Source organism: Collinsella sp. AM38-1BH (genome assembly GCF_003467545.1).
Taxonomy (GTDB): domain Bacteria; phylum Actinomycetota; class Coriobacteriia; order Coriobacteriales; family Coriobacteriaceae; genus Collinsella.
This window is the reverse complement of the sequence record NZ_QSHC01000009.1, coordinates 53,034-79,686: the sequence shown is the minus strand read 5'-3', so window position 1 is coordinate 79,686 and position 26,653 is coordinate 53,034. Positions and strand designations below refer to the sequence as shown.

The 26,653-nt window shown below is 60.8% G+C and carries 25 protein-coding genes; 12 read left to right on the top strand and 13 right to left on the bottom strand.

Translation table 11 applies throughout. The features are described from left to right. The first annotated feature begins 1 nt into the window (after nucleotide 1). Both DW870_RS05420 and DW870_RS05415 read left to right on the top strand, forming a co-directional pair. A complete protein-coding gene (locus tag DW870_RS05420; RefSeq protein ID WP_117770188.1) occupies nucleotides 2-772 on the top strand; it encodes a Cof-type HAD-IIB family hydrolase in 771 nt (256 codons plus the stop codon). Nucleotides 773-959: 187 nt separating this feature from the next. After that, complete coding sequence (locus DW870_RS05415; protein WP_117770189.1) at nucleotides 960-1,349, top strand: metal-dependent transcriptional regulator; 390 nt, start codon at nucleotides 960-962, stop codon at nucleotides 1,347-1,349. Between the two features lie 279 nt (nucleotides 1,350-1,628). On the opposite strand, the gene DW870_RS05410 is transcribed toward DW870_RS05415, so the two are convergent. The 5 genes from DW870_RS05410 to DW870_RS05390 form a co-directional block, all read right to left on the bottom strand. Next, the gene (locus DW870_RS05410) at nucleotides 1,629-3,581 is read right to left on the bottom strand and encodes a heavy metal translocating P-type ATPase (RefSeq protein ID WP_199411382.1); all 1,953 of its coding nucleotides are present in this window, start codon (nucleotides 3,579-3,581) and stop codon (nucleotides 1,629-1,631) included. Between the two features lie 100 nt (nucleotides 3,582-3,681). Continuing rightward, nucleotides 3,682-3,900 carry a cation transporter gene (locus tag DW870_RS05405; RefSeq protein WP_022095001.1) on the bottom strand — a complete coding sequence of 73 codons (219 nt, stop codon included), beginning with the start codon at nucleotides 3,898-3,900 and terminating at the stop codon, nucleotides 3,682-3,684. 62 nt (nucleotides 3,901-3,962) lie between these two features. After that, on the bottom strand, nucleotides 3,963-4,328 hold the full coding sequence (locus DW870_RS05400) for a helix-turn-helix transcriptional regulator (RefSeq protein ID WP_055285819.1): 366 nt from the start codon (nucleotides 4,326-4,328) through the stop codon (nucleotides 3,963-3,965). Between the two features lie 389 nt (nucleotides 4,329-4,717). After that, complete coding sequence (locus DW870_RS05395; protein WP_117770190.1) at nucleotides 4,718-5,824, bottom strand: hypothetical protein; 1,107 nt, start codon at nucleotides 5,822-5,824, stop codon at nucleotides 4,718-4,720. Between the two features lie 652 nt (nucleotides 5,825-6,476). Next, nucleotides 6,477-7,445, bottom strand: coding sequence for a hypothetical protein (locus tag DW870_RS05390; protein ID WP_006235437.1), 969 nt, complete (start codon nucleotides 7,443-7,445; stop codon nucleotides 6,477-6,479). Nucleotides 7,446-7,617: 172 nt separating this feature from the next. On the opposite strand from DW870_RS05390, the gene DW870_RS05385 reads away from it, so the two are divergent. Next, nucleotides 7,618-8,712 (top strand): putative manganese transporter, encoded by a 1,095-nt coding sequence (locus DW870_RS05385; RefSeq protein WP_117770191.1) that lies wholly within the window; start codon nucleotides 7,618-7,620, stop codon nucleotides 8,710-8,712. Between the two features lie 167 nt (nucleotides 8,713-8,879). Here the strand turns inward: DW870_RS05385 and DW870_RS05380 are convergent, their stop codons facing one another. Then, nucleotides 8,880-9,362: a DUF188 domain-containing protein gene (locus DW870_RS05380; RefSeq protein ID WP_117770192.1), complete on the bottom strand. Its 483-nt coding sequence runs from the start codon at nucleotides 9,360-9,362 to the stop codon at nucleotides 8,880-8,882. Then, complete coding sequence (locus tag DW870_RS05375) at nucleotides 9,363-9,965, bottom strand: HdeD family acid-resistance protein (protein WP_117770193.1); 603 nt, start codon at nucleotides 9,963-9,965, stop codon at nucleotides 9,363-9,365. A gap of 262 nt (nucleotides 9,966-10,227) precedes the next feature. Here DW870_RS05375 and DW870_RS05370 point away from each other — a divergent pair, with 262 nt between their 5' ends. The 3 genes from DW870_RS05370 (at nucleotide 10,228) to DW870_RS05360 (ending at nucleotide 12,178) form a co-directional block, all read left to right on the top strand. Beyond that, nucleotides 10,228-10,899, top strand: a complete 672-nt coding sequence (locus DW870_RS05370) for a nitroreductase family protein (protein ID WP_158556918.1) — start codon at nucleotides 10,228-10,230, stop codon at nucleotides 10,897-10,899. A gap of 83 nt (nucleotides 10,900-10,982) precedes the next feature. Continuing rightward, entirely contained in the window at nucleotides 10,983-11,525 is a 543-nt protein-coding gene (locus DW870_RS05365) for a histidine phosphatase family protein (RefSeq protein WP_117770195.1), read from the top strand. A 17-nt stretch (nucleotides 11,526-11,542) separates the two neighbouring features. Next, on the top strand, nucleotides 11,543-12,178 hold the full coding sequence (locus tag DW870_RS05360) for a histidine phosphatase family protein (protein WP_117770196.1): 636 nt from the start codon (nucleotides 11,543-11,545) through the stop codon (nucleotides 12,176-12,178). A 129-nt stretch (nucleotides 12,179-12,307) separates the two neighbouring features. Here the strand turns inward: DW870_RS05360 and DW870_RS05355 are convergent, their stop codons facing one another. The 5 genes from DW870_RS05355 to DW870_RS05335 all read right to left on the bottom strand — a co-directional run bounded on the left by DW870_RS05355 (nucleotide 12,308) and on the right by DW870_RS05335 (nucleotide 18,616). Then, nucleotides 12,308-12,991, bottom strand: a complete 684-nt coding sequence (locus DW870_RS05355) for a DUF1015 family protein (RefSeq protein WP_117770197.1) — start codon at nucleotides 12,989-12,991, stop codon at nucleotides 12,308-12,310. A gap of 39 nt (nucleotides 12,992-13,030) precedes the next feature. After that, nucleotides 13,031-14,251, bottom strand: a complete 1,221-nt coding sequence (locus tag DW870_RS05350; protein ID WP_117770198.1) for a M20 family metallopeptidase — start codon at nucleotides 14,249-14,251, stop codon at nucleotides 13,031-13,033. Between the two features lie 177 nt (nucleotides 14,252-14,428). Further along, a complete protein-coding gene (locus DW870_RS05345; RefSeq protein WP_006235446.1) occupies nucleotides 14,429-15,592 on the bottom strand; it encodes a phosphoglycerate dehydrogenase in 1,164 nt (387 codons plus the stop codon). Between the two features lie 71 nt (nucleotides 15,593-15,663). Next, a complete protein-coding gene (gene serC, locus DW870_RS05340) occupies nucleotides 15,664-16,788 on the bottom strand; it encodes a 3-phosphoserine/phosphohydroxythreonine transaminase (protein ID WP_117877092.1) in 1,125 nt (374 codons plus the stop codon). Nucleotides 16,789-17,014: 226 nt separating this feature from the next. Continuing rightward, nucleotides 17,015-18,616 carry a potassium/proton antiporter gene (locus DW870_RS05335; RefSeq protein ID WP_117770200.1) on the bottom strand — a complete coding sequence of 534 codons (1,602 nt, stop codon included), beginning with the start codon at nucleotides 18,614-18,616 and terminating at the stop codon, nucleotides 17,015-17,017. 253 nt (nucleotides 18,617-18,869) lie between these two features. Between DW870_RS05335 and DW870_RS05330 the strand changes: the two genes are divergently transcribed. Continuing rightward, nucleotides 18,870-19,709, top strand: coding sequence for a metallophosphoesterase family protein (locus DW870_RS05330; protein ID WP_117770201.1), 840 nt, complete (start codon nucleotides 18,870-18,872; stop codon nucleotides 19,707-19,709). A gap of 316 nt (nucleotides 19,710-20,025) precedes the next feature. Here DW870_RS05330 and DW870_RS05325 read toward each other — a convergent pair whose 3' ends face one another. Next, nucleotides 20,026-21,606: a lipopolysaccharide biosynthesis protein gene (locus DW870_RS05325; protein ID WP_334199549.1), complete on the bottom strand. Its 1,581-nt coding sequence runs from the start codon at nucleotides 21,604-21,606 to the stop codon at nucleotides 20,026-20,028. 379 nt (nucleotides 21,607-21,985) lie between these two features. Between DW870_RS05325 and pckA the strand changes: the two genes are divergently transcribed. From pckA to DW870_RS05300, 5 genes are all read left to right on the top strand, one after another. After that, nucleotides 21,986-23,656 carry a phosphoenolpyruvate carboxykinase (ATP) gene (gene pckA, locus DW870_RS05320; RefSeq protein ID WP_199412423.1) on the top strand — a complete coding sequence of 557 codons (1,671 nt, stop codon included), beginning with the start codon at nucleotides 21,986-21,988 and terminating at the stop codon, nucleotides 23,654-23,656. A gap of 228 nt (nucleotides 23,657-23,884) precedes the next feature. Beyond that, nucleotides 23,885-24,604 carry a B3/4 domain-containing protein gene (locus DW870_RS05315; protein ID WP_117848663.1) on the top strand — a complete coding sequence of 240 codons (720 nt, stop codon included), beginning with the start codon at nucleotides 23,885-23,887 and terminating at the stop codon, nucleotides 24,602-24,604. Between the two features lie 173 nt (nucleotides 24,605-24,777). Then, entirely contained in the window at nucleotides 24,778-25,227 is a 450-nt protein-coding gene (locus DW870_RS05310; protein WP_035137250.1) for a MarR family winged helix-turn-helix transcriptional regulator, read from the top strand. 119 nt (nucleotides 25,228-25,346) lie between these two features. Then, nucleotides 25,347-26,201: a DegV family protein gene (locus DW870_RS05305; RefSeq protein WP_117848665.1), complete on the top strand. Its 855-nt coding sequence runs from the start codon at nucleotides 25,347-25,349 to the stop codon at nucleotides 26,199-26,201. A gap of 80 nt (nucleotides 26,202-26,281) precedes the next feature. Further along, on the top strand, nucleotides 26,282-26,602 hold the full coding sequence (locus tag DW870_RS05300) for an MGMT family protein (RefSeq protein ID WP_117770205.1): 321 nt from the start codon (nucleotides 26,282-26,284) through the stop codon (nucleotides 26,600-26,602). The last annotated feature ends 51 nt before the right edge of the window (nucleotides 26,603-26,653 follow it).

Sequence of the window (26,653 nt, the reverse complement as noted above, 5' to 3'; positions counted from 1 at the left end):
GATGATCAAAGCCGCGTTTTTCGATATCGACGGCACGCTGCTGAGCTTTAAGACCCACCGGATTCCGGCGTCGGCGCAGCAGGTGCTCGACAGCTTTCACGAGCAGGGGATCGCATGCGTGATCGCCACGGGTCGCCCGACCTACCAGATGCCGGACTGGCTGTTCGACCTGGGCTGGGATGCGTACATTACGCTCTCGGGTCAGCACTGTTTTGATGCCGAGGGGGTTTACCGCAGCTGTCCGATCGATCCGGACGACGTTGCGGTGATTGTGGACCAGGTGGCGCAGGGGCGCTACGACTCGCTGTGCATGCAGGGCGAGAACTCGTTTGTGAACCGCCTGTCCGAGCGCGTGGTGACGGCTGGCAGCAACGCGGGAATCGTCTACCACGAGGAGCCGTTTGAGCACGCCTTTGACGCACCGGTCTACCAGTTTTGCGCCTTTGTGGACCCGGCCGACGAACATATCGTGACCGACGCCGTGTCGCATTCGCTCACCACGCGCTGGTGCGACCTGTTCTGCGACATTATTCCCGCTAACGGCGGCAAGGACCTGGGCGTGGCGGCGACGCTCGAGCGCCTGGGCATCGACGCGAGTGAAGCGATTGCCTTTGGCGACGGCGAGAACGACCTGTCGATGTTCTCGGCCGTGGGCACAAGTGTGGCCATGGGCAACGCGCAGGATACCGTGAAGGCCGCGGCGACCTACGTAACGACCGCCGTGGACGATGACGGCATCTACAACGCCGCGAAGCACTTTGGATTGATGTAACTGTGGATCGGCACCCGGCGCCTGGGGACACTCCTTGCGGGGCGTCCCCATTTTGTTTTCGTCCCGCACGTTTTGTGAAACACGGCTAACTTTTAGGCAAAGTAGTAAGACATGGGCAACTTTTGCGGTAAAGTAAGCTGTGAAAAGTATCCAAAGGCTAACTAGCAATCATCGCGAAAGGCGGCCCATGGCCCTACGTGAATCCGGAGAAGACTATCTCGAATCGATCTACGTTCTGTCGGAACGTCAGGGCATCGTGCGCTCGATCGACGTTGCGGAGTACCTCGGCGTAACCAAGGCGAGCGTTTCCAAGGCCATGGCGACGCTGGAAAGCAACGGCTATGTCGAAATGGGCAAACGAGATGTTCATCTGACAGAGCGCGGTCTGGAGGTCGCGCGCCAAATGTGGGAGCGCCACTGCTTTTTCGTGGGGCTTTTGGAGGATGCAGGCGTATCGGCCGAGGTGGCGTCGCAAGAGGGCTGCCACATGGAGCACTGCCTGAGCGAGGAAAGCTTCGAGAAACTGAGTGCGATGCTGAACCGGGGCGAGGCGACGGGCCAAGCGGCGGAATCCTAACGAACCCCCAGTAGCGCGGAGTTCGCGCAAAGCGCGAACCAGCGACCGGGACCAGCGGCCCTTTCGGCCAAGTCCATTTCAGCAAAGGAACCCTGCCAGCAAGCGATGCCCAAGAACTGCCAGCTACGTCACCGCAGGCCGGGGCCGGGCTTGGTTTTGAAAACACTCCGCAGCGCGAGGCCCGTCTTTCCGTTGCTCCGCAGGAGCAGGAAAGGCGGGCCTCATGCGCGAGGACGTTTTCAAAACCAAGCCCGGCCCCGGCCGGAGGGACCACGAGTGCTACAGGTTCTTGACACCCATCGCGCGCATGGCGTTCAGGATGGCGATGATCGCCACGCCTACGTCGCCGAACACGGCAAGCCACATGTTGGCGATGCCGAGCGCTGCCAGCACCAAAATCAGCAGCTTAATGCCCAGCGCAAAGATGATGTTCTGCCAAACAATCGACATGGTCTTGCGCGCCACGCGGATCGCGCGGGAGATGTTGGACGGTTTGTCGTCCATGAGCACCACGTCGGCGGCCTCAATCGCGGCGTCGGAACCCATAGCGCCCATGGCAATGCCAACGTCTGCGCGGGTGAGCACGGGCGCATCGTTGATGCCGTCGCCGACAAAGGCGAGCTTGCCCTTGCCCGATTCGGCTGCCAGCAATGCCTCGACGCGCTCGACCTTGTCGCCCGGCAGCAGCTGCGCGTGGAACTCGTCGAGCCCCAGCTGCTTGGCCACCGCAGCAGCCACTTCCTCGCGGTCGCCCGTGAGCATGACGGTGCGCTTGACGCCGGCGGCGTGCAGGTCGCGAATCGTTTGCTCAGCATCGGCCTTGACGGTGTCTGCAATCACGATGTGGCCGGCGTACACGCCGTCAACGAGCACATGCAGAATCGTTCCGACGACCTCGCAATCGGGCGCTTCGACTCCGGCCGCGGCGAGCATCTTTGCGTTGCCAACGACGACGTGCTTGCCGTCGATGGTTGCCGTCACGCCATGGCCCGCGTCGTTGGTGGAGTCGCTTACGCGCTTGGGGTCGACCTCGCCCTGGTAGGCGACACGTACGGACTGCGCGATGGGGTGATCGGAGAACGACTCAGCAAGGGCTGCGACTTCGAGCAACGACTGCTCGGTATAGCCGGCCTCGGGGTGTACCGCGACCACCGAGAACGTGCCGTTGGTGAGGGTGCCCGTCTTGTCAAAGACGACGGTGTCCACGTCGGCGAGCGTCTCGAGGTAGTTAGAACCCTTGATGAGAACGCCCAGCTTGGATGCGCCGCCGATGCCGCCAAAGAAACTAAGCGGCACGCTGATCACCAACGCGCACGGGCAGCTGACGACCAAGAAGGTCAGGCCGCGCAGAATCCAGTCGGACCAGGCACCGGTGACCAGGCCACCGCCGAGCGCGAGCACCGCGGCAGCGCCGGTGACGGCGGGCGTGTAGATGCGGGCAAAGCGCGTGATGAAGTTCTCGGTGCGTGCCTTCTTTTCGCTGGCATTCTCCACGAGCTCCAGGACGCGTGCGACGGTGGACTCGCCAAAGGGCTTGGTGGTGCGCACGTGGATGAGCCCCGTCATGTTGATGCAGCCGCTGATGATATCGTCTCCGGTTTTGGCCGGGCGGGGGACCGACTCACCGGTAAGGGCGGCGGTGTCGAGCTGGGTTTCGCCCTCGACGATGACGCCGTCGATAGGCACGCGCTCGCCGGGCTTGACCACGATCACGGTGCCGACCGCGATGTCATCGGGGAAGACCTGTTCGAGTGAGCCGTCGGGTTGCTCGACGTTAGCGTAGTCGGGCGCGATGTCCATCATGGCGCTGATCGACTTGCGGCTCTTGCCCACGGCGTATGCCTGGAACAGCTCGCCGACCTGGTAGAACAGCATGACGGCGGCGCCTTCGGCCATGTGCGGGTCTGTGTCGGGGAAGAGCACCATGGCAAATGCGCCGATGGTTGCGACGGCCATGAGGAAGCTCTCGTCGAAGGCCTTGCCGCGGCGGATGTTATTGAATGCCTTTTGCAGTACGTCGTAGCCGGCAATCAAAAACGGCACGAGGAACAGCACAAAGCTGGCGTAGATGTCGCCCGGGGTGCCGAATGCGGCGGTAAGGGTGCTGAACTCATCGAGGGCGTACACCACGGCAAAAATGCCCAGCGCTACCAGGATGCGGTTGCGCTTATGCTCGAGTGATTCTTTTTTCTTGCGCTTCTTCTTTTTCTTTTTGGGGTCGGCGGTGGCCATGACTCGTATCCTCCCATTTGAATGTATGAACATTCGCTCATATAATTTCGCGAGCAAAGGCCGCAGCAAGCGCGGCCTTGCAGGTTGGCGTAAACCTGGGCTAGAGAATAATCTCGCAGTCCGGCTCGGCGTCGGCCGTAAACTCAACAACGCGGTTGAGCACCTCGTCGAACTCAGCATCATCGGCCTCGAGCGTCAGCTTCTGGGTCATAAAGTTGACGGACACGGATTTGACGCCCTCGAGCTTGGCCAGCTCGTCCTGAAGCTCGCGCGCACAGTTGGCGCAATCGATCTCATCGAGCTTGTACTGCTTTTTCATGGTGGGTTCCTTTCCCGTTTTTGCGGCTTGGGTGCAGGCCGCGCTGGTACCGTGGTTGGCTGCTATTCGCAGATGTGGCTCATGCCCTGGTTGAGCATGGTGTAGACGTGGTCGTCGGCGAGCGAGTATAGGATATTGCGCCCGTCGCGCCGGAATTTAACCAGGTGCGACTGCTTGAGTGTGCGCAGCTGGTGCGACACCGCGGACTGCGAGGTTTCGGTCGCTTCGGCGATGTCTGCCACGCAGAGCTCGCGGCCCATGAGGGCGTAAAGGATCTTGATGCGCGTGGTGTCGCTGAAGACCTTGAACAGGTCGGCGAGGTCGTAGAGAAGCTCCTCGTCGGGAAGGTCCTCGGGCGAGCAGGTGGTGGGGATCGCGGGTTCGGTGGCCTCGATGTCGGGTTTCGTTTCATCAACGCGGATGCTCATTGCAATATCCTTTCATATGAACATGCGCTCATATAACTTGCTTTCGATTATATGAGTGTATGTTCATATGTCAATACAATTTGCGTTAATTTCGATGACTGCTTGCCGCCTCTGCGATTTTCTGTGGGTTGGGAGACATCGACGCAATGCTCGCCAACATATTTCGAGATGTTCGGCTAGCATGCTAAGAAAGCCACCTTGAGAAGCATTAGAACTGTTCATATTTGTACTTTATCGTGTCAAATACCGCGAGAATCAGTTCTTCCTCTACGGGAGTTCCTGCAGAATCAGTTTTATCTAAAGTTATATTGAGCATTGCTGCAGCCAATCTGGCACATCGGTGGCCGAATAAGTCGAAAAATGTAGGTGGACATCCGCAGAGATCGCCTTTAGAAGAGCGAATTCTCAATTAGATCAATAATCGTGTCGTCTTCCGTGCGGTTTTCATCGATTTTTGCGAACATGTCGCATTCCCAAGCCCCATTGATTTCCTCAGCAAGGGCCCCGACGTGTTGCATGTCGTCGGGTTCGGGCACATCGTTGATGCTCGGGTCATCAGCTTGCGGATATTGGCTTGCAATTTCGCGCTTGGCGGCCTCTTCTTCTTTGAGTGTCTCCAGGACGCGGCGACCGTATTCGAAGTAGCGCCGCAAGACAAATTGACGAAGAGTTTCTTGCAGGATGGCGAAGTTATCCGGGAGTCGACCGGGCCATATCTTCTCGCGAATGCGAATCGCTTCCATGACCCGTTTAAAAGCGGACTGTTTGAAAAACGAATGACGATTAACTGTGATAACGGCATATCCCATGTTTCGCAGCGTGTTTCGGCGCTCCTCGTCAATTGATTGCTGCTCGGGTTCGTCGTGGTAAAAGCCGTTGTATTCGATATCGGTCATCGAATTTTCGAGCAGCGCGTCGAGGTAGAAAACCGTCCGTCGCGTTAGGGCGGCGTATCTTTTGGGGACTGGGATTGGATAATCCGTTTTGATAGCGCGTATGGCTAAGCCACCCATTGACTTGGGCATTGTCAGCATCATGACAAACGCCGTTTCGAGTGGGGAGCGACAGCCTTCGTGTACATAAGAAAGTGCCTTAAGTGCTTTATTAGATCCACGATACCCCGGTGCCTCTGAAAAGAAGGCTCTGAGCTCTTCAACGCTGGTTAGGGCTGGGCGCTCGCGATATTGAGTTTCGTCGGACGTTCCAAGCGCGTAGGAGCCGCAGATTTCAAAGTAATACTCAACGAGCTCCGAAAGGTTGAGGTCGGCTGTTGCTTCTAACGCGCACAGCTTGATATCGACGATGTAGACGTTCGGCTCGAGTTCTAGGTAGCTTTCTGCATCAAACGTATAGTGCGTGCAGTGGCAGATGCAGCCCTTGCGGTGCCTTTTGGCATTATTGGAAAACGTCAGCACATGGATACGTTCAGAATCGACATTCTTTCTGTTGAGCCATGCTCGTGCCGCTTCCAGGTCGGACGTGGTCGGCGCAGACACCCTGATCTTTTCCATAGGTATGGGACCGGTCGCGTAGCTTGCGAGCGAGTTGGCTGTTTGGTATACAGCGCGTGCCGTGGTATGTGACAGAATGATTCCCATACGCGCATGATGGCATAGCGGACGCCGCATACGCCCGAAACTTCGGGCAACGGTATTGGGGCGCGGCTTATCTTCTGCGAACGGTGGGTTTTTGAGCTGTCGTATTGAGGGAGCAGCTTTGGCTGGGGAGGTTTCTGCCGGCTGCCCCTTTTTGATGAACTTTAGTTGCGGATTCGTAGCTTCTAAGCGTTTTTGCCGACCGCTCAGATGCCTCACCAACATAATTTGAGTTATTCGGCCTTATCCTATACAAATAGGTGCGATCGCAACGTCCTATTCGAATTGATTCAGGTAGATTTATGGGGCTTGGTTGCGAAATTAAGGCGATTTTAGCTTCGATTGCGGTTCAAGGGGCCTTGACTAGTGGTTCAGCTGGCCGAACAACTCGAAAAATGTAGGTGGGCCAACCTGCCGACTATGTGAAGCACGCGTATTTGCTCGTTTTGATGAAAACTAGGGTGCAGCATAAGGCTGCGCCCTAGTTTACTGCGTGTCGGTGTGCCCAGACGGATTGCGCTGTGCCTGGCAGGCGCTCCCGCAGATGGATCGGTTATTTCGCGAATAGGTTCTTGAGGTTGAACTCGGCCTGAACCGTGCGGAGCATGAGGTCGGTGTCGTCGAGGCCCAGGTGCTGCTCGTTGGCGTCGGCGGCGAGGGTGCCACGGCGGCGCGCCCAGTTCTCGAGCGCGGCGGGCGCGGACTCGCGGGGGAGCGAGCGGACGTCGGCATCCAGGCTGCGGCAGATCTGGCGCGAGTCGATGACGATGATCTTGCCGGCGCGGCGTGCCTCGGCGTAACCGTCCAGGTGGATCTTGAACCAACTGTCTTCGAACGCGGCGTTATGCGCCATGTACGGGTACTTCTTCATAAGTTTGAGCAGCTGCTTCTGCAGTTCCTTGTTCTCGCGGAATGGTTTTTTGCCGTCGATGTCGTCCCAGGTAATGTGATGGATGTTCGATAGCGGCACATCCTCGCCGCGGTAGATGTCGGGCAGGCCGCAGTAGTGTGCCTCGGCGTCATGCGGGACGGCGTCGCTGGTGAGCTCCATGATCTCCCAGCCCACGTTGATGATATAGCCGCGCTCGGGTGCACGGCCGGTGGTCTCGATGTCGATACCGAGCACGGTGCCCTGGATGGGCTTGCGGGCGTAGGCCACGCCGAGCGCGTCGCGGTCGCCGCGGATTTCGCGCATAACGGACGCGGCGGTGCGCTTTTGCATCTTGCCGATGGCGGCGCAGGTGTCGGCATCGGACAGGCCGCGCGAAAGCGTCGCGGGCGTCACGTTGCGCAGGCGTGCCTCGCCAATCTGGTCGCACAGGTCGCGGTTGCGGTCAGCCAGGTCGCGCACGGTGGCAAAGTCGAAGCTGGGGTCGCCCTCGGCGGTAAAGTACTCGGTTTCGAGCACCTTAAGGGCCTCTTCGCCCTTCTGGCGCTCGGACTCCATGGCGCCGTGATCGCCATAGATAAACATGGGAATAAACGGCTGGCGCTCGTATTCGAGTGCTTGTGAAACGTTCATATAACTGCTCCTTGGACGGGCCGCACCGCGCGGCTCGGGTTCATTGAGATGTGGCGAGATGATAGTTTACCATGGGCAACTATTGGCATCCCGCCTAGGACAACTACAATACCCTAGTTGACCGCTAGGACTTTTACAATGCTGCCGAAAGACACGAAAGGTTCCATCCGTCATGGATTTGCTGATTGATATTCTGCTCGACGCCGGCAAGGACACGCTCGCGCTGGTGCCGTTCTTATTGGTGACATATCTGGCCCTCGAGACGCTCGAGCATGTGGCAGGCGAGCACGTCAACGGCGCCATCAAGCGTGCCGGCGCCGCTGGCCCCGTCGTTGGCTCGTTGCTGGGCATGGTGCCGCAGTGCGGCTTTTCGGCCATGGCGGCAACGCTGTACGCCGGTCGTGTCGTGACGCTGGGAACCCTGGTGGCGGTGTTTCTTTCGACCTCCGACGAGATGCTGCCGCTGCTACTTGCCGAGCAGGTTCCCGTGCAGACTATGGCGATGCTTTTGGCTTCGAAAGCGCTGATCGCACTGGTCACGGGCTTTATCGTAGATGCCGCCATTCGCGGTTTGCGTCGCAACGCTCGTGCGCATGCGGCGATTCGTCGTACCGTGCTGGGGACCGCGGTCAATCCGGCGCACGTTAACTGCGCGCACGATGACCACAGCGGCGGTGACATCATCGACGAGGTGGCCGAGGCGGGCGTGAGCGCCGATCACATCCATGAGCTGTGCGAGCGCGACCATTGCGGTTGTGATGACGACGAGGACGAGGACGAGCACGGGCATGGGTACGGTCACGATCACGGTCATGAGGGCGAGCATGAACACCATCATGGCCATGGTCACTCTCACTCCCATGAAGGCGCGCCCGTCCTGTCGATTATCCGCAGCGCCATCTCGCATACCGTGCAGGTATCGGTATTCATTTTCCTGGTGACGCTGATTTTGGTCGCCGTGCTCGAGACCTTTGGCGAATCTGCGATCGAGCAGTTCCTGCGTGGCAACGAGACGCTCGCCGTCCTGGGTTCGGCGCTTGTCGGCCTGATCCCCAACTGCTCGGCGAGCGTGGTCATTACGCAACTGTATTTGGAAGGCGCGCTGCAGCTGGCGCCGATGCTCGCCGGCACGCTCATTTCCGCCGGCGTGGGCTACCTGGTGCTGTTCCGCACCAACCGCAGCGCTCGCGAAAACGCCGTGTTCCTGGTCATGATGTATGTCATCGGCGCGGGCTGGGGCCTCGTCCTATCTGCCTTTGGCCTCTAAGTAGTCCTAACAAAACGGGCTTCAAAATAGCCATGCACGGCGTCTGCACAATGCGGCGACGCATGGCATTTTGAAGCCCGTTTTTTGTTGAGCCACGGATCCTGAGCGCTCACACCGTCCAAAACAAAAAGGCAGAGTTTTAGGCATGTCCCAAAAATCTGCCTTGGTTAGCGCAGCAGCTCGGTGAGGTTGCGCTTAAAGCGGGCGCGGTCTTCGCTGGTGAAGGCTGCTGGCCCGCGGGTGCGACCGCCAGCGCGGCGCACCTTCTTTTCCTCGTGACGAATAAACAGCTGCGTGTCGATGGTCGCCTTGTCGTACACGCGCCCGCGCACGCCGATGGCGGAGGCATCGCGGCCGAGCACCATGCTCGCCAGGCCAATGTCCTGCGTCACGACCACGTCGCCCGCCTGCAGACGTTCGACAATGGCAAAGTCGGCACTATCGGCGCCCACGCTCACATCGAGCGTGGTGACCCAAAAGCCGCGTCGCGCGTGCTCGGCATCACGTGGATCGTCGCGGCGAATGTGCCGCTCCAGGTTCTGCGTGCTGTTGCCGGCAATCACCACGGCGACGCCCGCCCGCCGCGCGCAGTCGATCGACTCGCGCGTGACCGGGCAGGCGTCAGCATCAATAAACAGCGTTCGCGGCATCTAGCGCACCAGCTTGCCAAAGCGGATAGCGCGAATAATCAGCGTCACCCCAAACACCAGGAGCGCGGCGCCGCTAAAGATGACGAGCATCTTTGCCGACCACAGTGGATAGATAAACACGAACATGCCGGCGATGATGGAGAGCGCGCCGCTCAGGATGGCAAGGGCGCGGTTAGACGAAAGCTCGGACTCCAGAATGGACATGACACCTTCGACGATCCAGCCAAAACCGGCCACGACCACCACGAGCGTGGTGAGCGTCGCGGTCGAGAAGGCCTGGTTGCGCAGGATTATGACGCCGCCCAGGATGATGAGCAGGTTGGAGATGATGCTCGTGACGCGCCAGCCGGCGGGCAGCAGCGGCTCAAAAATGGCGGTGAACAGCCTGACGCCAGCCGTGATCACAAAGTAGAAGCCCAGGACGGTCGTCAGGAAGACGAGGGACTTGGCGGGCGCAAACAGCAGCGCGATGCCGGCAAGCAGCGCGATGACGCCCGTGACGGCGTAGATCCAGCGCACGGCCTTGATTGCCTTGCCTGCCATGCTTTTCTCGTCAAATCCAAACAGATTCGACTGCTGGTCGTCGTTCTTAAAGATGCCCATGAGGTCTCCTTTCCGCGCGGCGTTTGCCGTCATTGTTGTTTTTGCGGCGTATGTCGCAGTTGCTACAACAAGTATCGCCTAAAGGCACCGGCGTATGGGTCGGGGAGGGCGAAGTGTAACCCAAAGGTCCCGATTTGTTCTCGTTGTTCCCCATGTCGCGTTTTTCTATTCAACAGGTGTAGAACACTGCGGCTCTGTTCGTTATTGCCTGCGTTTTAGGTTAGATTTTCCTAAGAACAATTGCCTTGTATTGGGGGTCTCTATGAACGAAGCTGTTCCCGCGGCGCCGTCGAGCGTGGAGTTGATGGCAAAGCAAGGTTGCGAAAAGCTCGGTCTGGAATCGTTTGACGCGCTGGTCCGTCGTGCCCGCACATGCCGTCGATTTGACGAGTCCATGCGCGTACCGCGCGAGTTTTTGCTTGAGCTGGCAGAGCTGGCGCACCTGGCTCCCTGCGGCGCTAATGCTCAGCGTCTGCGTTTTCATGTGGTGAGCGACGCCGAGGACTGCGCTCGTGTGTTTGACGAGCTCGCATGGGCCGGCGCGCTCAAGGACTGGCCGGGCCCTGCCGAGGGCGAGCGCCCGACCGGCTACATCGCGATTCTTGCCGAGCGCGCCGTTCCCGGCAAGCCCGCCGCGCCTATCACCGAGGTCGACACGGGCATCGCGGCTCAGACGATGATGCTCGCCGCGCGCAGCGCAACGCCCGAGGTGGCGGCTTGCATGTTCAAGGCCTTTACGCCCCGCGCAATCGATGCCATGGGGCTCGATAACGACAGATACGAGCTCAAGCTGATCATGGCGTTTGGCGTTCCGGCCGAAACGCAGATCATCGATGCGATCGATTCCAACCCGGATGGTTCTATCAATTACTGGCGCGATGGGGCGCAGGTGCATCACGTGCCCAAGCGTCCGCTTGCCGACGTGCTGCTGTAGTTGTGCGTCGTTGCGGCGCAATCCGGCGGCAAAATCACCACAAAGACTCCTGTCCCCTTTGTGGTGGTACGAGGGGAGGGCATGTGGCCGATCTGTATTTGGTGCGGCATGGGCAGACTGAGCTCAATGTGCAGAGCATTTTGCAGGGCTGGCACGATTCGCCGCTTACGGCGCGCGGGCGTCAGCAGGCGCTGGCGACGCGCGCGGCGTTTGAGGCGTGCGGCGTGGCCTTTGACCATGTGTATTCCTCCCCGTTGGGCCGGGCGCGGCGTACGGCTGAGCTAATTGCTGGTGAGGGCCGCTCGATAGAGCTGGTCGATGACCTGCGCGAGTGGCATTTGGGCTCGCTGGAGGGTACATCAAATCGCGAGATGCCGCCGCAGCCCTGGGGCGATTATCCGGTGGCCTTTGGCGGCGAGTCGGAAGTGCAGCTTCAGTCGCGCATGGTCGCGGCGCTGTCCCGCATCATGGCCAGGCCGCAGCACGACTGCGTGCTGGCGGTTTCCCACGGCTCAGCCTGCCAGGAGTTTCTTGAGTATGTGACTGGCGAGGGAGAACTACCCGACAACGGTGCCGTGCTTCATTTTGGCTATTGCGACGGGGCGTTTTCGCTCTTGGGTTGGTAACGAACGAAAGGACCCCTATGAATAAAGATCTGTATCTGGTCCGTCATGGGCAGACAATATTCAACCTTAAGCGTATTATTCAGGGCTGGAGTGACTCGCCGCTTACGCAGTTGGGATGCGACCAGGCGGCGCGTGCCGGCATGTTTTTGCGTGCGCGCGGCATTGAGCCCGATCATGCCTACACCTCCACACTTCATCGCACCGAGCAGACTATCGCCAACCTGTGGCCGGGCTTGGCGTACGAGCGTCTGGACGGACTGCGCGAGTGGTTCTTTGGCGACTTTGAGGCCGAGCGCGTGATGCTTATGCCCGAGCGCCCGTGGCGCGATTTCTATCGTCAGTTTGGCGGCGAGGGCCAGATGCAGGTGCGCGAGCGCATGGTGGCGACGCTGACCGAGCTTATGCAGCGTCCGGACCATGCGTGCGTGCTCGCGGTAAGTCATGGCTCGGCTATCAAGGAGTTTATGGATCACGTGAAGGGCGCGGCGGCAGACGAGCGCGACCGTGTGCCGGGCAACTGCTCGGTGCTGCACTTTGCGTTTGACGACGAATCCGACACGTTTGAGCTGATTGAGATTTTTACGCAGGAGGATTACGCACGCGAGCTGGGCCTTGAACCGCTTGTGGCTACTGCAGGTCCGCAGCGCGGATAACGCGAGCGTGGCGGCTCGGGTCGCCGGCATAACTTCTCGACGCAAAAGGGGCGGAGATACATGTACCTGCTGCATCTCCGCCCCCTGTTTGTTGAGCTGCCGATTTTTGTGCTGCGTGGTCTGGTCTTGCTAGAACCGCGCGACTTGGTGCGTGAGCAGACCCGTCGGAACCTGCGGCGCGGCGCCGGCGATCTGCGCGGCGGGGAACAGTGCGGCTACAGCAAAGTTGAACGGCTCTTTGCCCGTGTAGGTGCCGGCAGCATGGGCATCGTCGGCCAGGAGCTGTGATGCCTCGACTAGTGCGGCAGCGTAGGCAGGGTCGTCGGCCAGTGCCGGCTCCGGCGCCTGGTCGAGCATGGCACGGATGGCGCCGACGGCGTCCTCGCGCTTGACCTCCCACACGCGGTGCGTAATGCCCGCGGGGTCGGTGACGGCGTAGAGCGAGGCGCCCTCTTTGGCAGCGCCCAGGATGATGTCCATGACGGGCGACGCCTCGTAGGCGAGCGACACGGGGCGCGGCTGAACTTTGAGTTCGGCGATCGCGTGCGCAGCGGCGGCCACGTCGGCGCTGGCATCGCCCTTGCCGCCCGCAAGTACACTCGTCGGGCAGATCGCCACGACACCCGTCACACGTCCCGGCTCGCCCGAGCATTCGTACACGTAATACGCCGCACCCGGGTCCTTGAGCATCAGACCATCGGCAATGGCTCCGCGCAGAGCATCGTTGCCGCTCAGGATGCTGCCCATTGCAGGCAGCGCCTCGAGCACGCGGTCCTGAGCCGGGCGGATGCAGGGAAACGGAAGTGCTTTCATGGGCGGTCCTAACGCACGAGTCGGTTTGTTCGCGGCTTATTATGCCCCAACTTGGCCGCTCGCGTCCCAGAGCACGTTATCGGCGAGCGCGATTAGCACCTGCTGACAACGAACGATATCGGCGTGGGGCACATATTCGTTGGGCTTGTGCGCGAGCGCGAGCGACCCGGGACCGTAGCTCATGCAATTGCGGTTACCTGTCTTGCCGGCAATGACGGCGGTGTCGGTGTAGCCGGTAAAGAAGCCGACGGTCGTGTCCACGTCCGTCACGTCATCGGCGGCACGCATGAGCGCTGCTAGAAGGGGAGAGTTCGGGTCGCGCTCGATGGCGGGGCGGTCGCCCGTCACGGTGTAGCTGCCATGGCAACCGGGAACGGCGGCTTCGGCGACGGCGATGGCCTGCTCTACCATGCGCGTCGCGGCGGCCGTATCGGTCGGCGGGGTCAGACGCATGTCGACCCAGACTTTGGCGCGGTCGGGCACGACATAGGGGCGATATCCGCCCTCGATTTGGCCAAACGTGATGGTCGAAGGCCCCAGCTCATCGTGCGCGGGCAGCGCCATAAACGCGCGACGGAGCGAACACACGACCTCGGCTATGGCGGCGACGGCATCCGCGCCCTTCCAGGGCTGGCTCGCATGCGCCGTCACGCCAGTCATTTCAATTTCGAACCACGTACGCCCCTTGTGCGCTACCTGGATCTGTCCGTCGGTGGGCTCGGTGTCCAGCACCCATTCACGCGAGCCGACCCAGCCGGCATCGATAGCTGCCTCTGAACCACGCATAAAGTCTTCCTCGTCGACCGAGCAGATGAGTGAAAAGCCGCGGTGGGGCAGCTCGCCTTCTGCCGCCACGCGCTCGAGCGTATGGACCAGTGCGGCAATGGCGCAGGCCAGGCCACCCTTCATATCGCAGGCACCACGGCCGTAGAGTTTATCGTTGCGCACGATCGCTCCGAGCGGCGGAATGTCCGCGTCCCAGCCATCGCCCAAGGTGACGGTATCCAAATGGCAGATGTAGACGAGCCGTGGCTCGTCGCTTTGGCCCGGCACGGTGACCATTAGATTGCGGCGTCCGGGGAGTACTTCGTGCTCTGCAATCTGCACGGCATCGAGTACCGGATAGCTCAGCTGCGCCAACCGTTCCTCAACCAACGCTTTGATATAGCGCTCAATCTCGTCCTCATACGCACCCGGGTCTGAACTGTCGATCCGCACGAGCCCTTGCGTAAGCCGCCAAGCAAAATCTGTATCAACCATAGGCACCTCACAGATAGTTAGGTCAACATACAGATTGTATGCCAAGAAGCGGCTCAGTGCATTTAATGGAGCGCTCACAAAAATGGGGGCGCCTCTCGTGCGAAAGGCGCCCCCGCGGGCATTCAATGTCAGCGACGGGCAGGCCACATGGGGAACTGCCCGTCAGGTCAGTCGGCGCTACTTGATCACGCGCACGCGATACATCGACGGAATCTGCTTGAGCGCCTCGATGGTGCTGCTGTCTAGGTGTTCGTCGGTGTCGAACATGGTGTAGGCGTTCTCGCCGGCGGACTCGTTGGTCATACGCTGCACGTTGGCGTTGTCCTTGGCCAGGATGGCCGTGATCTGGCCGATCATGTTGGGCACGTTGGCATGCAGGCAGGCAATGCGGCTTGCAGCGCGCGCCTTGCCCATGCTGCAGGCGGGGTAGTTGACGCTGTGTGCGATGTTGCCGTTCTCCAGGTAATCCTTGAGCTCGCTGATGGCCATGTCGGCGCAGTTGGCCTCGGCCTCGCCGGTGCCGGCGCCCGAGTGCGTGGTGATAAACGTATTGGGCATCTTGACCGTCTTGGGCGTGGCGAAGTCGCAGCTAAACCAGCTGAGCTTGCCCTCGCGCAGGGCGGCGTCGACGGCGTCCTCGTCAATGATGGTTTCGCGCGCGTAGTTGATGAGCACGGCGTCCGGTGCCAGCAGGTTAATCTGTTCGGTGCTGATCATGCCGATGGTGTCGGCCTTGCTGGGCACGTGCACGGTGAGGTAGTCGCAGCCGCGGCAGAGATCCTCGAGCGTGCCCACGCGCTGCACCTCGCGGCTCAGCACCCACGCGTGCTCGACGGAAATGAACGGGTCGTAGCCGTAAACGTCCATGCCCAGATCGACGCAGGCGTTGGCGACCTTGGAGCCCACGTTGCCCAGGCCGATGACACCGATGCGCTTGCCCTTGAGCTCGCGGCCCACAAAGGCCTTCTTGGCCTTTTCGGCATCGACCTGAATCTCGGGGTCGTCGGCGTTGTCACGCACCCAGTTCATTGATTGCACCACGCCGCGGCTCGAGAGCACCAGCATGCCTAGGACGAGCTCCTTAACGGCGTTGCTGTTGGCGCCGGGGGAGTTAAAGACGACGACGCCCTTCTTGGCGTACTCCTCGACGGGGATGTTGTTGACGCCGGCGCCGCAGCGGGCGATGGCGCGGATGCCCTCGGGCAGCTCGTAGCCGTGCAGGTCGGTCGAGCGCATCAGAATGGCGTCGGCCTCTTCGGCGGTGCTCACAAACTCGTAGCCCTCACCAAACTCGACCTTGCCGTCCTTGGTAATGTCATCGATGGTTTTAATCTTGCGCATGGAAAACTCCTTAGCAGGTTTTGATCTATACAGGGTGGTCTGAGATGGCTGATCGGCCCGCGCGTTGCGGGCTAGTTAGATCGCGGGCTCAAACTAAGCTGCGCTTCGAAGTCCTTCATGTACGAGGCCAGTGCCTGCACATCTTCCATGGTTACGGCGTTGTAGACGCTAGCGCGCATGCCGCCCACCAGGCGATGGCCCTTGACGTTTTGAATCTGGTGCTCTGCCGCGCCTGCGACAAAGGCCGCGTCGAGTTCGGCGTCGCCGGTGCGGAAGGTGACGTTGGCGATGGAGCGGCTGTCGGCCTGTGTGGTGTCATGGAACAGCACGCTGTGCTCGAGCAGGTCGTAGAGCAGGTTGGCCTTGGCCCAGTTGCGCTCGGCCATGGCGGCAAGTCCGCCGGTCTGCTCAACCCAACGGAACACCTTGCCGCACACGTAGATGCCAAAGGTGTTGGGCGTGTTGAGCATGGAACCCTTGGCGGCCTGGGTCTTAAGGTCCAGGTACTGCGGCGTCTGCGCAAAGGCGGGGCCATCTGCGATGAGGTCGTCGCGCACGATGGCCACGGTCACGCCCGCGGCGCCGGCGTTTTTCTGCGCTCCGGCGTAAATGAGCCCGTAGCGCTCAACGTCGAGCGGCTGCGACAGGAAGCAGCTCGAGACATCGGCGACCAGCGGCACATCGCCACAACTGGGCAGCTCGTGGTACATGGTGCCAAAGATGGTGTTGTTCTGGCAGATGTAGACGTAGTCGAGCCCGTCGCCTGCGGCCTCGGCGGCAATGCGCGCATTGATGTCGGCCATGTCGGGGATGCGGTCGAAGTTGGTGTCCTCGGAGCTCGCGAGCAACACGGCCTCACCGTACTTGGCGGCTTCTTTGTATGCCTTGTTGGCAAAGTTGCCGGTCACGATGTAGCCGGCGCGGCCGCGGTGCATGAGGTTCATGGGGATGCCCGCAAACTGCAGCGTGGCACCGCCCTGTAAAAACAGGACACGGTAGTTGTCCGGGATGCTCAGCAGACGGCGCAGGGTTGCCTCGGCGTCGTCGATAATCTGCTGGTACATGCTAGATCGATGGCTCATCTCGAGCACGGACATGCCGCAACCGCGGTAGTCCATCATCTCGTCGGCGATCTCGGCGAGCACGCTTGTAGGCAGCGCGGCCGGGCCAGCTGAGAAGTTGTGCACACGTGCCATCTTCTAGTCTCCCTCGTAGTCGTTTGAACGTTCGGGATACTTTAGCACAGTGGAGCGCTAGGCGCGACCGCATCACAGCAAAACCCGAGTGCGCCGCTATGATTTACAGGATGGTTACATGGGGGAGGGGTGCTTTACTCCTCAGTCAAATCCAAATCTGCGAGCGAAGGCATGAGGCTTTCTAGGCGTTTGATCTCTTCGTCGCAAATTAGCTACCTCCTGCCCGCTACGACGCGAGCGTGGCGATGACGGCTTCGTCGCCGGCGTATATTAGGGTGTTGCCGTCGGGGATGATCGTTTGGCCGTCGCGCTTGAGCATCACCACGATAAAGGGGTGCTTGCCCTGCGGCACATCGCGAAGACGCTGGCCGGCCAGGCGACCGTGGGGGGTTACGGTGACCTCGCGCAGCGTAACCTCGGCACGCTCTTCGAACGTTGGGGCGGCCATCACCAGCAGATCGCCTTCCTGGATCACGGTATCGCCGTTGGGCAGCACCGGGTGCGCCCCGTCGCGCAGCACCAGGACCACGAGCATGTCCGTCGCGCTGCCAATATCGGCGAGCGAGCGCTCGGCAAACGGATGGCCAGCACCCACCTTGAGCTTTACAAATGACATGCCGTCTTCGTCGCGATAGTCGTTAAAGGTGCGGCGCACGTCGCCGGTCGCATCGATCATATCGAGCTTCTTCGCCACCGCTGGCAGCAGCGAGCCCTGCACCACAATGCTCGACACGGCAATCACAAACACCAGGTCAAATAGGTCGTGTCCGCCGGGAACGCCGGCCACCACGGCAAAGAGGCTAAACACGACCGAAGCTGCTCCGCGCAGGCCCGCCCAGCTTACGAGCGCGACCTGGCGGGGGTTCGTCTTAAAGGGCGCCAGGAGCACGCCGACGGCGATGGGACGGCTCACGTAGAGCATAAACGCCATGAGCGCCAGGCCCGGCAGCAGCATCTGCGGCAGGCGTGCGGGCGTGACGAGCAGGCCGAGCAAGAAGAAGATCGTCATCTCGGCCATCTCGGTGAGGGTGTCAAAGAAGTGCGCCATCTCGACCTTGCCGGTGATGTCGCTCGCACCCAGCACAATGCCGGCCAGGTATACGGCCAAAAAGCCGTTGCCGCCCAGATAGCTTGGTAGCGCGTAGGCGACGATCGCCACGGCGAACAAGAAGATGGTCTGCGCGCCCTCGGCCGTTGCGTGTGCGCGTTCAATCAGACGGCCCGCCGCCCAGCCGATGGCAAGGCCCAGGCCCGCGCCCAGGATAATCTGCTTGGCCAGCAGTGCGGGAATGTTGATGTCGCCGCCGGCCGCGAGTGTGGCGAGCACGGCGGTGAGCATGTAGGCGACGGGGTCGTTGGAGCCCGATTCGACCTCGAGCAGCGAGTCGGTGCCGCCCTTCAGCGACAGGCTGTGCTCGCGCAGAACGCTAAAGACGCTGGCCGCGTCGGTGGATGCCACGACTGATCCCAGCAGCAGGCCGCCGATCCAGTCGAAGCCCAGCACGAAGTGGGCGAACACGCCGGTGATGCCTGCGGTGATGACGACGCCGAGCGTGCTCAGCAGCACCGCGGGCACGGCGACGGGCTTGGCGCGGTCGATGTTGGTGTTAAAGCCGCCGTAGAACATGATGAACAGCAGCGCCGTGCTGCAGACGGTTTCGGTGAGCGCGTAGTCGCTAAAGTCGATATGCGCCGGGCCGTTGACGCCCAACAGCATGCCGAGCGCGATAAAGATGAGCAGGGTGGGGAAGGGGAGTTTTTTGCCGACGGGTTTGATGGTCAGGCACAAAATGATGACGAGGCCGATAAAGAGAAGGATCTGGTTCATAGATGGTGTCCGCTCCTGGGTGGTTGGCGTGGCACGGTCAGTTGTCTGCGGTTATTTGTACCCAAAGATGGTGGGTTTATGGGGTTGGATTGCGGGCGTGCGCGATATCGTCATAGACGGCTGCCGTCTTTGCCTCTGCTCGGAAACCCTTTCCAGCTTTATTGCAACGGAGTACAATGGGTAACGTTTAAGTTCAACTTGAAGTTTTAGTTGCGGCACCGGGCTTCGGCCGCAATGCAAGGAGAGGCGTACCATGGCGATCTATGTGACATCTGACGCTCACGGGCACGTGCGTGCGCTTGACGAGGCCCTGTCTAAGATCTCGTTGACGTCCGACGACACACTGTACGTGCTGGGCGACATGATCGATCGCGGGCCCGATCCGGTCGGTGTTATTAAGCTCGTGCGCTCGCTGCCCAACGCCCGCGTGCTCAAGGGCAATCACGAGCAGATCATGCTCGATGCCATCATTGGCCAGGATCCGCTCGATGCCGAGACCTGGGATATCAACGGTGGCTGGACGACGCGCGAGCAGCTCAACGACATGGAATTTGATGCATACGAGGAGCTCGTGCGATGGATGGCCGCGCTGCCGCTCTACGCGGTGGTCGAGACTGCCGAGCGGCCGTACCTGCTGGTGCACGCCGGCATTCAGACCGAGGCGGCGCGTGCGTTTTTGCTTGAGCATGGTGTCGATTGTGCCGATGGCGTCGGAGCGGTGGGTGCTGATCGCGAGCTGCTGCAGCAGATGCTCGCAGTGCAGTCGTCCGATGACCTGCTGTGGATTCGTCACGGCTATTGGGATGTGCCGACCGGGCTGCTTTCTGCCGAGGGCAAGGGTCCGGTCGTGGTGAGCGGTCACACGCCAACGGTGTCGCTCGGGCGTTATTGCGAGGTCGGTGGTCTTGCGGGGCTCGATGAGGAGTCGGGCCGCGGGCAGATCGTGCGCCTGGGCGGCGAGGATGCCGCCGGTGTGCCCGATCGCATCGACATCGACTGCGCTGCCGCCACCGGCTCCGAGTTCGGTCGCGTGGGCATCCTGCGCCTGGACGACGGGGCGGAGTTCTACGCGAACATCAACCCGGGCGAATAATCGGTGCAAGGGGTAGCTAATTTGGGACGGGGCTTTTTTGACTACTTTTGCCCTTCTGCCCGCTAATTGATTTCTCTGGGACGGGGATTAAATAATCATTTGGCTGCCCGCTGGCTAAGTGAGTAGACTTTTTTGGAAATGCCGAGCACCCAACATATTTGCCTCAATAAAACCGCAGGTCACAGACTTGTGCTCTGTTGGTGTGGTCGGAGATTCGGTAAAAGTCTACTCACTTAGTTTTGCGTGATGAATATTGTCCGCAACGAGACCCCAGACGGGGTGATTCCATCGCAAATTCCGGTGACCGGGCAGCTAATTAGGCGCCGTATGGGTTGCGGTCGCGTTCTATGCGCTGGCGGATGTGGGCGTACTCGATTATCAGTAGCACCAGGAGTAGGGCCATGATGGCTAGGTAGCTCACCACAGCGCCCATCAGACCCAGCAGCTTAATCAAGATCACCGGCAGCACCACGCTTACGGCGAAGCAGATCAGGTAGATCTTGGTGACGTCTCCAGCGTGGCGTAGCACCGTGATGATGGCGTAGATAAAGTCGATGGCCGCGGTGACGCCGCCGGCGACGACCATCAGCAACGCCAGCGTACGGTAGCGCTCAAAGCTGAGGCCGTACATAAAGCTCATGAGGGGAATACCGGGACCTGCCATAAATGCGGCGCACACGCCGGTGATGGCCACGATCAGCGCCATAACGGCAACAATAATCAGGTCAAAGCGACGACGCTTGCGAGGATTAGCCCAAATGCTCGACAAGCGCAGGAGCTGCGGTTTATAGATAAATCCAATGCTCAACAGAATAGCCTGCGCCGGAAAGAACAGGGCATTAAAGTACAGCTGATATTTGTATGCCAGCTTGCCTTCCATCACAAACTTGGGCATGCTCTCAATTAGGTTGAACAGGAATAGCGCGCCAAAGAGTGGGGCGCACTGGACAAACAGGTGGCCGACCTCGCGCAGGCTTACGCGGCGCGATTTTTCGGTCTCGAGCAGGGCGAGCGGCGCGGTGACCAGCACGAGCGAGGCGATCGCGGCGATGCCCATGGCCATGGCCGCGATGGGCATGCTACGCGTGAGGAACAGCGCCACGCTGAAGACCGCGATGACGCCGACGGAGCGTAGCGTTTGACTCATGCCAGCCAAGTAGAGCTTGTCGGCCTGCTGCAGGCGGCCTTCGTACACGTCGGCGACGCCGTCGATCACCTTGTAGAGGTAGACGCCCAGGCCGATCGTCGCCATATGCGCGTCATAGCCGCGGGCGCTGCTGTACATGAGGCCGCAGCCTAGGGCGAGCGCTCCGCAAAGCCAGCGGTTGAGCTGGTAGGAGGCAAAGGACGTCTTTTCGTCGATGTCTGAGACCTGGAAATTGCGCACGCCGTAGTTGCACGCGATCATGATGAGCGTGCCGGTGACGAAGGCGATGGAGAATTTGCCTGCTTCTTCGGCGCCCACGAGCTGTGTGGACACGATGGTGAGCAGAGGAAACGCCATGCCCCACACGGCGGTGCCCAGGGTATTCCAGAGATAGTCGCGGCGGGTGGCGTGCTCCTCGTATTCCGCTTCCTGCATGGAGAAGCCGCCGCCGTAGATGGCGCCGAGCAGGCGGTTCCACCAAGCGTTGACCATGCGGCGGACGGGGCCGGGCTCCTGATCGCGTTCGCGCCGGCGACGTGTGGCTTGGCTGCTATCGGGTCCGCCGGCGTTGCGCTGACTCAGCTCCTGGATGCGTGCGAGCTCTTCGGCCGTGTGGGAGGCAGGGAAGAGGCCGTTCTCGATGCGGCCGCCCTGGGCCTTCGCGGCGCCGTCTTTCAATGCAGCGGGGTTGGAGATGCCGTTGCGGCGGGCGATGGCGCGGCGAATGCTATCGAGGGGCGTGATGCTCAAAGCGGGGTCCTTTCTATTGCTGCGCTCTAGTATAGTCGCGGTGGTATCCATTCGTGTTTTTGAACAGGTTGTTCAATAATTTCGGCGGCGCCATTCAGTAGTCGGCACTTAGGGACGTTCCTTATGTGCCGGCACTTTGGGAACGTCCCTAAGTGCCGGCATCCGGGGACGCTCCTTGAATGTTGCCTGTTCAAGAGTGTCCCCAATGACTAGTCGTTTAAGAACGTTCCCAATGACTGGGCCGCTTGCCTGCGATTTTTGACCGTTGGGCGGGCTTGCCGCCCTTGCCGCAAAAACGTTTTTGCATATCGGGTACAACGGGCTTTACGTGAGTAAAGTGCGCGCCGCGTCCACGTGCCGCGTTTTTAAAGGAGGCCCCATGCCTGGTGTTACCCCTGCAGAAGTTCTGTCCAATTTTGGCATTACGCTGGTCGAAGACCCCGCTGAGAACCAGCCCCGCCTGCTGGTTGACCTGCCGGCAGCCGAGCTCGTCGAGCATGCCATCCGCCGCAACGAAGGCCGCATGGCATCCAACGGCGCGCTGGTGATCGAGACGGGGGAGCGTACCGGACGTTCGCCCAACGACCGCTTTATCGTTGACACCCCCGATGTCCACGACAAGATTGCCTGGGGCGCCGTCAACCGCCCGCTGTCCGTCGAAAGCTACGAGGTCATCAAAGCCGGCATCGTCGACTATCTCAACGAGCGCGATGTGTTCGTCACCCGCGGCATGGCCGGCGCCGACCGCAACCATACGCGCCGCCTGCTCGTCGCCTGCGAGCGTGCCAGCCAGGCGCTCTTCATTAAGCAGATGCTCGCCCGCCCGCTCGCCCGCGAAATCGCGCGCACCGGCGAGCCGGACTTCTGCGTGCTCGCCGCGCCGGGCTACCAATGCGACCCTGCCATCAAGGGCCTCAACTCCAGCGCCGCCGTGGTCATCAACTTCCAGGAGCGCGTGATTTTGGTCGCGGGTACCGGCTACTCCGGCGAGATCAAAAAGTCCATCTTCAGCGTTATGAATTACCTGCTGCCCGTCGAGGACGACGTGCTGCCCATGCACTGCTCGGCCAGCATGGATCCCGTCACGCACGAGACCGCCGTGTTCTTTGGCCTGTCCGGCACCGGCAAGACCACGCTTTCGGCCAATCCCACGCGCCTGCTGATCGGCGACGACGAGCACGGTTGGTCCGACATGGGTATCTTCAACATTGAGGGTGGCTGCTACGCAAAATGCGAGGGCCTGGACGCCTTCCACGAGCCCGAGATCTTCAACGCCGTCCGTTTTGGCGCCATTTGCGAAAACGTGGTGCTCGACGAGAACCGCAAGCCCAACTACGACGACATCTCGATCACGCACAACACGCGCGTGGCCTATCCCGTGGAGCACATTCCTAACGCGTGGACTAAGGGCATGGGCACCACTCCGAGTGTCGTGCTGTTCCTGACTTGCGACGCTTTTGGCGTGCTGCCGCCCATCTCACGCCTGACGGCCGATGCCGCTATGTACCACTTTGTGACGGGCTTTACGGCTAAGATTCCCGGCACCGAGGTCGGCGTCACCGAGCCCACGCCCACGTTCTCTTCGCTGTTCGGCGAGCCGTTTATGCCGCTCGACCCCATGGTTTACGCCAAGATGCTTGGCGAGCGCATTGCCGACGGCCGCACGCGCGTGTACCTGGTCAACACCGGCTGGATTGGCGGCGGCTACGGCGTGGGTCATCGCATCGAGCTGGCCTACACGCGCTCGCTGGTCGCGCGCGCCCTCGACGGCACCATCGAGGACAGCGAGTTCGTGCACGACGACATCTTTAACGTTGACATTCCCACGACGTGCCACGGCGTGCCCGATGGCATCCTGGTGCCGCGCCAATACTGGCAGAGCACCGCGCGCTACGACGAGGCCGCGCACAACCTGGCGGTGATGTTCGAGGAGAACTTCGAGAAGAAGTACTCGCACCTGCCCGAGTCCGTCAAAGCCGCCGGCCCGCACGCCCAGGTGTCCGCCGAGGCCCGTCATCGCGGCCACGGCTTGCTGGGACTCCGCCACTAGCGTCGCCTCAGACCCAAAACCACCATAAAGGGGCCAGTGCATCTTTGTGGTGGTTTTGCTCGCGTGGATGACTCGGGTTACAATACGCCTGACATATCGTCCCCTTCTCCGGATGGGGACAGCGCAAGCGTTCTTGTGACGGCACCGTAGGACTTTGAAGGTGGCCGTTGTAAGGGCGCTTTTTGTTTAGGCGCCCTCGCTCGGGCGCGCACAATGAAGGGAGAGCGTATGAAGAGCTTTATTACCGAGGATTCATTCTGGGAGCTGTTTCCGCAGGCAGCGGTCGGTGTTGTGATCGTGGAGGGCATGAAGCCCACGGCTCAGATTCCTCAAGAGGACGTGGATGCGATTGCGGCGTTGCTCGACCGCGCCAATATCGATGCGGAGCGTCATCTGACCAGCGACACTATCAGCGAGAACGCACCGGTCAAGGCATGGCGCGAGGCCTATCGTCTGTTCAAGACCAAGAAAGGCGCGCGCTGCTCGATCGAGAACCTGCTTAAGCGCGTGCTCAAGGGCAAGCCGGTCGGTCATATCACGCCGGCGGTGGATATTTACAACACGGTGTCGCTGACCTACGCGCTGCCCGTGGGAGGCGAGGATCTGCATGCGATCGAGGGAGACCTTCGCCTGAAGGTGACCGACGGTGGCGACGCGTTCTTGCCGCTTGGCGAGGAGGCGGACGATCCGACGCTGCCCTGCGAGCTGGCCTATATCGATGATGCGGGCGCCGTGTGCCGCTGCTGGAACTGGCGCGACGGCGTTCGAACGGCTCTGTCCGATGATTCGGCCGATGCGTTCCTGGCGATTGAGTGCGTGGAGCCCGAGCGAATGAAGGACTGCCAGGCCGCGATCGATCGCCTCGCTGAGTTGCTCGAGCGTTATCTGGGAGCGACGGTTGTCGTTAAGACGCTTGTGACTCGCGACAATCCCTGCGTGGAGCTGTAGCGAAGTCTGCGGATCAAACTCGACGGTCAAAACCACCACAATGGTGCCTGTCCCCTTTGTGGTGGTTTTTATGTTGATGGGTTAACAAATAGGGTGCGCAGGGCTGGCGGCCGATAAGTACGGTTAAGATGTTTACCCGTTAGCATTATGCAAGCGAAAGGCGGTCGTCTCCCATGCAGCAGAACGACGAGACACGTTTCGAGGACTTTGTCGGACTGATCAGCGGGCTCTACAAGGAGATCCAGCGCATTAAGACATCCGAGGGCGCAAGGCTGGGCCTCAAGGGCTCCGACGTTATGTGCCTGTACTATCTTGAGCGCAGCAAGGACGGCCTGACTGGCGCTGACCTGGCTCGCATGGCAGGCGTGACCCGCGCCGCCGTCTCGCGTACGCTCGCTCATCTGGAGGAGGGCGGCTACGTCGAGGTCGACGATTCGGGCGATGCCGCCGTTAAGTATCGTGCTCCGGTGCGCCTGACCGCTCTGGGCGGCGAGAGCATGAGCGAAGCGGACCGCATCATTCGCGAGGTGCTCGATACCACCGGTAAGGCTATGGGTGTGGAGCAGCGCGAGCAGATGTATGCGTCGCTGCGCACGATTCTCAACACCCTGCGCGAGCTGTAGGGCCGCCAAGGCTTTTGCTTCCAATTAACAACTGCATAGTCCTGTTTGAGCGCGTATACCGTGCCGGGGCCTTGCTGTCAAAATTCCCTGCGCGGGACCTGCGCAAGAAAGGATTCGCTATGTCCGTCCGCATTATTACCGATTCCGCAAGCGATATGTCGCCGGTCGAGCACCCAGCGCTGGCCGTTTTGCCGCTGTCCGTCACCTTTGGCACCGATGTGTACATGGATGGCATCGACATCGATCACCAGCGCTTTTACGAGATGCTCGTGGAGCGCGATGAGCTGCCCAAGACCGGCCAGGTCAACCCGTACGCGTTTTCGCAGGCGATTGCCAAGGTTCGTGAAGCCGGCGATGAGGCTGTGATTATTACCGTGGGCGCTAAGCTATCAGGCACCAATCAGAGTGCCCGTACCGCACTTGCCGAGGCGCCAGGCGGCGACGTTTACGTGGTGGATAGCAATAACGTCACTCTGGGCGAGCGTGTCATGGTCGAGTATGCCCTGCGCCTGGTGGATGAGGGTCGTAGTGCAGCTCAGATCGCGGCGGCCGTCGAGGCCGTGCGCGACCGTGTGGTGGTTATCGGCCTGCTCGAGACGTTGGAGTACCTGGTGCGCGGCGGTCGTCTGTCTGCTGCGGCCGGCGCCGTGGGCACGCTGCTCAACGTAAAGCCCGTGGTGGCTGTCGAGGACGGTCTGATCGTGCAGCTGGGTAAGGCGCGCGGTTCCAAGAACGGCCGCAATCTGCTCAATCAGAAGGTCGAAAAAGCGGGCGGCATCGACTTTTCCATGCCGCTGGCGCTCGGCTATACGGGCCTTTCGGATGCGGTGCTCAAGAAGTATATCGAGGACAGCGCGGCACTTTGGGCTGGCCACACCGAAGGCGAGTTGCCCGTTCACACCATCGGCGCCACCATCGGCACCCACGTAGGCCCCGGCGCCGTCGCCGTAGCCTTCTTCCAGCCCGCCAACTAACCGATCTGCCATAAACCACCACAAAGGGGACAGGCACCTTTGTGGTGGTTTATGCTTTTCCGGGTGGAAGGGAGCGAGCAATGGCGTCTGAGGGCTTTTTTGAACGGGTGTACGAGGTGGTCGAGCAGATCCCCGAGGGGATGGTCGCCACGTATGGTCAGGTGGCGCTGCTTGCCGGTCGTCCACGAAGTGCGCGGTACGTGGGGTATGCCCTGCATAGTAATCCGCGTCCCGGCGAGATTCCCTGTCACCGCGTGGTGTTTGCCGACGGGCACATATGCGAGGGCTTCGCTTTTGGCGGTCCCGATGCTCAACGTGAGCTTTTGCTAGGGGAGGGTGTGGCGTTTAAGGACGACATGCACGTCGACTTGCCCGCCTGTCGCTGGCCAGCAGGGCTCTAGCGCTCTGCCGTGGCCAAAACCACCACAAAGGTGCCTGCCCCCTTTGTGGTG

Bases quoted from the DNA above. Each gene is read 5' to 3' on its own strand.
- pckA (WP_199412423.1), top strand. From the start codon at position 21,986: ATGCCTGGTGTTACCCCTGCAGAAGTTCTGTCCAATTTTGGCATTACG.
- DW870_RS05350 (WP_117770198.1), bottom strand. From the start codon at position 14,251: ATGGTTGATACAGATTTTGCTTGGCGGCTTACGCAAGGGCTCGTGCGG.
- serC (WP_117877092.1), bottom strand. From the start codon at position 16,788: ATGGCACGTGTGCACAACTTCTCAGCTGGCCCGGCCGCGCTGCCTACA.
- DW870_RS05400 (WP_055285819.1), bottom strand. From the start codon at position 4,328: ATGAGCATCCGCGTTGATGAAACGAAACCCGACATCGAGGCCACCGAA.
- DW870_RS05315 (WP_117848663.1), top strand. From the start codon at position 23,885: ATGAAGAGCTTTATTACCGAGGATTCATTCTGGGAGCTGTTTCCGCAG.
- DW870_RS05305 (WP_117848665.1), top strand. From the start codon at position 25,347: ATGTCCGTCCGCATTATTACCGATTCCGCAAGCGATATGTCGCCGGTC.
- DW870_RS05390 (WP_006235437.1), bottom strand. From the start codon at position 7,445: ATGAACGTTTCACAAGCACTCGAATACGAGCGCCAGCCGTTTATTCCC.
- DW870_RS05420 (WP_117770188.1), top strand. From the start codon at position 2: ATGATCAAAGCCGCGTTTTTCGATATCGACGGCACGCTGCTGAGCTTT.
- DW870_RS05375 (WP_117770193.1), bottom strand. From the start codon at position 9,965: ATGGGCATCTTTAAGAACGACGACCAGCAGTCGAATCTGTTTGGATTT.
- DW870_RS05335 (WP_117770200.1), bottom strand. From the start codon at position 18,616: ATGAACCAGATCCTTCTCTTTATCGGCCTCGTCATCATTTTGTGCCTG.
- DW870_RS05385 (WP_117770191.1), top strand. From the start codon at position 7,618: ATGGATTTGCTGATTGATATTCTGCTCGACGCCGGCAAGGACACGCTC.
- DW870_RS05370 (WP_158556918.1), top strand. From the start codon at position 10,228: ATGAACGAAGCTGTTCCCGCGGCGCCGTCGAGCGTGGAGTTGATGGCA.
- DW870_RS05300 (WP_117770205.1), top strand. From the start codon at position 26,282: ATGGCGTCTGAGGGCTTTTTTGAACGGGTGTACGAGGTGGTCGAGCAG.
- DW870_RS05330 (WP_117770201.1), top strand. From the start codon at position 18,870: ATGGCGATCTATGTGACATCTGACGCTCACGGGCACGTGCGTGCGCTT.
- DW870_RS05360 (WP_117770196.1), top strand. From the start codon at position 11,543: ATGAATAAAGATCTGTATCTGGTCCGTCATGGGCAGACAATATTCAAC.
- DW870_RS05415 (WP_117770189.1), top strand. From the start codon at position 960: ATGGCCCTACGTGAATCCGGAGAAGACTATCTCGAATCGATCTACGTT.
- DW870_RS05355 (WP_117770197.1), bottom strand. From the start codon at position 12,991: ATGAAAGCACTTCCGTTTCCCTGCATCCGCCCGGCTCAGGACCGCGTG.
- DW870_RS05345 (WP_006235446.1), bottom strand. From the start codon at position 15,592: ATGCGCAAGATTAAAACCATCGATGACATTACCAAGGACGGCAAGGTC.
- DW870_RS05380 (WP_117770192.1), bottom strand. From the start codon at position 9,362: ATGCCGCGAACGCTGTTTATTGATGCTGACGCCTGCCCGGTCACGCGC.
- DW870_RS05310 (WP_035137250.1), top strand. From the start codon at position 24,778: ATGCAGCAGAACGACGAGACACGTTTCGAGGACTTTGTCGGACTGATC.
- DW870_RS05410 (WP_199411382.1), bottom strand. From the start codon at position 3,581: ATGGCCACCGCCGACCCCAAAAAGAAAAAGAAGAAGCGCAAGAAAAAA.
- DW870_RS05405 (WP_022095001.1), bottom strand. From the start codon at position 3,900: ATGAAAAAGCAGTACAAGCTCGATGAGATCGATTGCGCCAACTGTGCG.